This window comes from Desulfoplanes formicivorans (assembly GCF_001748225.1).
Taxonomy (GTDB): Bacteria; Desulfobacterota; Desulfovibrionia; order Desulfovibrionales; family Desulfomicrobiaceae; genus Desulfoplanes; species Desulfoplanes formicivorans.
On sequence record NZ_BDFE01000021.1, the window covers coordinates 1 to 203 of the forward strand.

Genomic DNA, 203 nt, shown 5'->3' on the forward strand with positions numbered 1-203 from the left:
CTCTGGCATCCTTTTTCCAATTCAAGATGCTGTTTGGCCGTACGGAAGAAAACTTCAATATCCCAGCGCCGACCGTAGATACGCACAATTTCTTCATCCGGAAGATTTTTATCTGTACACAGTAATGCAAGCCAATCTTTTTTGCTCCGGTTGCGGACAAAAACCAATTTTGCCGTGCCTCCATCTTTCATCTGAACTTGAGC

1 protein-coding gene is annotated in these 203 nt (G+C 44.3%); it reads right to left on the minus strand.

The window, feature by feature from the left end; translation table 11 throughout:
* On the minus strand, window positions 1-203 hold a 203-nt coding region (locus DPF_RS13280), incomplete at both ends, for a transposase (protein WP_141721142.1).